Genomic DNA, 3,900 nt, shown 5'->3' on the forward strand with positions numbered 1-3,900 from the left:
GATAACTAGGAGTTCTTAGGTGTTGAATTAATAAGTTTTTTCAAGCATTTTTAATGTATTTTACTGATTTTCTTATTAACATAATGCCAGTTTAGGTTACATAATTTTCTAAATTAAAAGGCATATTACAAGAACAATTGATAATTAATTTCACCCTTTTCCAAAGTTAAATCTTCGTTGTTGCTTCTTTCATCAACTAAAAGACACATTACATGTAAATTTAAATTTCTTCTGGATCTAGATTAGAAATCGATTCATCATTTGAACTAAAGGTTTTCCAGTCATTGCTTTTAATTGTTTTAATGCTTTACAAAATCGAAGAACAGAAGGTCTAATCCAAATTGATTACTACCAATTCACTATTTTTACTCCTATGTTTTTTCCTCCTAAAAATAAAACTCAGTTGAAATTCAAATATTGATTTTGAGCATAAGAAAAAGACCACAAAATGTGGTCTTATCTATTTTTTCTTAATCAATTACAGCATTGGTTACATAAAGAATTTGTTTTATTAATAAAAATGCGCCTCCAAATGTTAAACGGTGTCTAACATTTTACATGCAATTCAAAATCCAGGAATCTTCTTTTATAAGGCTGGGTATTTTAGTTTCCTTTTTATTAGCACAATTAGTATTAAACAAATTGGGATAATAATTTGAAGAGGTATGTGTAGTAAAAAGGGGACAACATCACTTGCTTCATTACGTAATGCAACATAATTCGTTGTCATCCACATTGAACAAACCAACATTATAACGGAAGTAGGATAAACTAATTGCTTACTTTCCTTAATGCCAAATAAATCTGCTGCTCCCGACACCGCACAATAGAAGTATATAGTAATCTTCACGAAATAATTACATACTGAAATCACTATAATAAAGGTATCAAATCTTTGAACAAAATCAGCAATATTAATATAACTAACAGCTGAAAGAAGTGGATATACGGTTCTTTCTATTTCAGAAGTACCCAATATAGAAGTATTTAACATTGAAAATAAAGTCAATATTAGCCCAGAAAATAGTAATGATGTTATTCCTACTTTTACTACTTTCTTTTGTTTATTTAAATATGGCAAAATCATAGTAAATGTAAATATCTCACCAAAAGGATTTGCAATTAATATCGGAGTTGCATCTAACACTGGTTTCCATCCACTTTCTAATACAGGTCTTAAATTATTAATTTTGATTAAACCAGAAATAATTTCTAATCCAATAATTAAAAAAATAAGAAACATTATAAATAAAAAAATAAATTCATTTGCACGTGCAAATGTTTCAATTCCTTTATGACTTGCATATATGACTATAATCATCATTAATATTCCAATTGAAATATGTGATGAAGCATTGTAAAGAGTAATAACCATTAACTCCTCAAAATTACGCAAAACTCGTGCACCTATATAAATAAAATATAAAATATAGATTAGAGCTAACAGTTTTCCAATATATTTACCTAGAATAAATTGTATATATTTTGTAAATGGTACATCAGGAAAAAATGAATATAACTTTATATATACAAGAAATAATAGACACCCCACAGTAAGTCCTAATACTAAACTAATCCATGCATCTTGCTTGGCTAAAGAATAGATTTCAATTGGTGGCGATGTACCATTAATAAACATAAAAATCATACATAATAATTGAAAACCACTTACATTTAATTTACGATTCATTATAGTACCTTCATTTAATACTTACTTTCTCTATATTCTTTTTTAAAACATGTTTATTTTTACCATTTAGAATCTAAATTATGATTTATATAACAAAGCAATATCTAATCCCCACGGTAAAAATACAAAACGACTTATAGTATAGCCAATATATCCTAAAATTAAGTAAATACCTGTTTATATGTAAACGCTAAATTCGCCAATGATTTTTTGAGAGTAACAATAGAGTAATTGAACGCAAAATAAACAAACTAAAAACCATATAGGTGTATTGAAACCTAACCATCCATTAACTCCATTCCCATAAAAAATGCCAACAAGAGGTTTATACCATAAAAATTCAAATTTTAAAGTATTTACTGCGTTTAAAATTAACCAGTAACGTTAAGAAACCCTCTTTTACTGCCAATAGGATTTTGATTTGTCAAAAATTAAAACAAACCCTGTACAATACTGATACAGGGTTTGAACGTAGTTTTATTTTTACCTTTGAAATTTTGAATGGTAAATTAATTTTAATCAAAACTAAATTTAGTAATGCGATTTTACCTTTTCTTAGTCAAATAATTTTGCCCAAGTTTTTGGACCTACTTTTCCATCTACGGTCAGGCCATTTTTCTTTTGAAAATTTCTTACTGCCCGATCCGTAATTGGCCCGAAAATACCATCTGCGGTAATTCCTAATTCTTTTTGAATTAATTTAACACTATTTCCTTTTGAACCTGATTTTAAGATCGTTCCTGGATATGCAGGAGGTTTAGCCTCCAATACTTTATCAGTACCATAACCTTTGTATTCATATTGTAAATGTGGCTGATCTACAAACCCACTCCAGTCCCCACCCCATGTGAAGCCAATGGATTTAGCATATTTAATAGCCGATTTAAAAGGTTCAGTATCGTATGAGTTCCACCCTTCTTTACCATTTACAATAGGAACAAAGTCTAATGCTTGACCTACAAGATGATATGACTTTCTAGTTTGAGACTTGCCATTATCAACTAGTTCTTCTTGACGTTCTTTTGTTCGTGTCGTTTCGTAAATTAAAACATTGATATTGTTTTTTATACAATAATTGTACCATTTTAAAGCTGCTTGCTTTGTATTTGGAGCTAGCTTATTTATATTAGATAAATTACTTTCGTGATAAGTTGGATTTGTCATTTAAGATTTCTCCTTTTAAATAAATTTAAAAAGCCAACCTACTTAGGAAGACTTATCCCGGTAAATAACATCGCTTGCTTTCATACTTTGAACATTACTAACCAAACCAACAAATCGTACACATAAGCCAATATATTCATTAAATTGAAAAACGGTTTGAATAAATAGTCCAAAAGATCTCGTTTTTTCTGCTGGACAAGTCTTTAATCCTGTTAGTTTTTGAAATCTTGTTAAATCCTGTCATGACACTCTCATTATTTACCAACTGAATTTTTAGGGTACTTAAAAAAATATAGGAAAGAATAGGATTATAAAAGGCAGTTTTCAAACCAAGTCATAAAAGTGTTTACGAAAATGGCCTTATATAAGGAGGAATAATCATGTCTAGACGTAAAAATAATTCTGGTAGCGGAATGTCCGCTTCAATCGAGCAAGGAAAGGCTGCTGGTTTTAATGAAGAAACTGCACAAGAGCCACTTTCAGCTGATTATAAGTTAAACAATAAAAAGACAAAAAAAAGACAATAAAAAAATAGCAAGCAATTTGTAAGAATTGCTTGCTATTTTTTATAATTTTTGATCATTACTCAAAATCATCTTTTCGCTTTCTTAAAATACCTTTGTTAAGCGTCGATTGAGGCATTAAATAAATAATATCTCCTGTTCTTTTCGTATCTCTATTAACATTACTTTTTCTTCGATTATAGTATAGGAAAAAATTAATCACATTTTTTTGTCTCTTATTATATTGAACTTTTTTGAACAAGAGATAGAGTACGATCACACCCGAATATATAAGACAAACCGTTAGTACTTGCATAATCAGTATCAGTCTCCTCTTTCATTTTGACTATTACTAGTATTGGTCAAATTACTTGTTTCATACATCAAAAGAGTCAGACAAACTAAAAAAATTAACTTTTACTCTATTAATTTCTTAGATTTAATGTTGTTTGTCGTTTTTTATTATTATGAAAAATAATTTTCTCAACATTTAATTTTTATAATTAATATAAGTTGAATTAGATCATAAGAAATCCCTCCCTT

Annotated in this window: 3 protein-coding genes and 1 pseudogene; 1 reads left to right on the forward strand and 3 read right to left on the reverse strand. The window is 28.5% G+C overall.

Annotation, left to right across the window (positions count from 1 at the left end; genetic code table 11):
- Positions 1-586 precede the first annotated feature (586 nt).
- The 3 genes and pseudogenes from CN514_RS23435 to CN514_RS23440 form a co-directional block, all read right to left on the reverse strand.
- Entirely contained in the window at positions 587-1,690 is a 1,104-nt protein-coding gene (locus CN514_RS23435) for a GerAB/ArcD/ProY family transporter (RefSeq protein ID WP_098234636.1), read from the reverse strand.
- A 555-nt stretch (positions 1,691-2,245) separates the two neighbouring features.
- The gene (locus CN514_RS26685; protein ID WP_483295032.1) at positions 2,246-2,458 is read right to left on the reverse strand and encodes a peptidoglycan-binding domain-containing protein; all 213 of its coding nucleotides are present in this window, start codon (positions 2,456-2,458) and stop codon (positions 2,246-2,248) included.
- 6 nt (positions 2,459-2,464) lie between these two features.
- Positions 2,465-2,854, reverse strand: a pseudogene (locus CN514_RS23440) (M15 family metallopeptidase); the annotation flags it as partial.
- Positions 2,855-3,234: 380 nt separating this feature from the next.
- Between CN514_RS23440 and sspO the strand changes: the two are divergent.
- Entirely contained in the window at positions 3,235-3,381 is a 147-nt protein-coding gene (gene sspO, locus CN514_RS23445) for a small acid-soluble spore protein O (RefSeq protein ID WP_069032362.1), read from the forward strand.
- The last annotated feature ends 519 nt before the right edge of the window (positions 3,382-3,900 follow it).

The sequence above is a fragment of the Bacillus sp. AFS001701 genome (assembly GCF_002559405.1).
In the GTDB taxonomy this organism is placed as follows: domain Bacteria; phylum Bacillota; class Bacilli; order Bacillales; family Bacillaceae_G; genus Gottfriedia.

What these genes read in the sequence shown, in the direction of transcription:
- CN514_RS23435 (WP_098234636.1), bottom strand. Translation starts at nt 1,690, where the DNA reads ATGAATCGTAAATTAAATGTAAGTGGTTTTCAATTATTATGTATGATT.
- sspO (WP_069032362.1), top strand. Translation starts at nt 3,235, where the DNA reads ATGTCTAGACGTAAAAATAATTCTGGTAGCGGAATGTCCGCTTCAATC.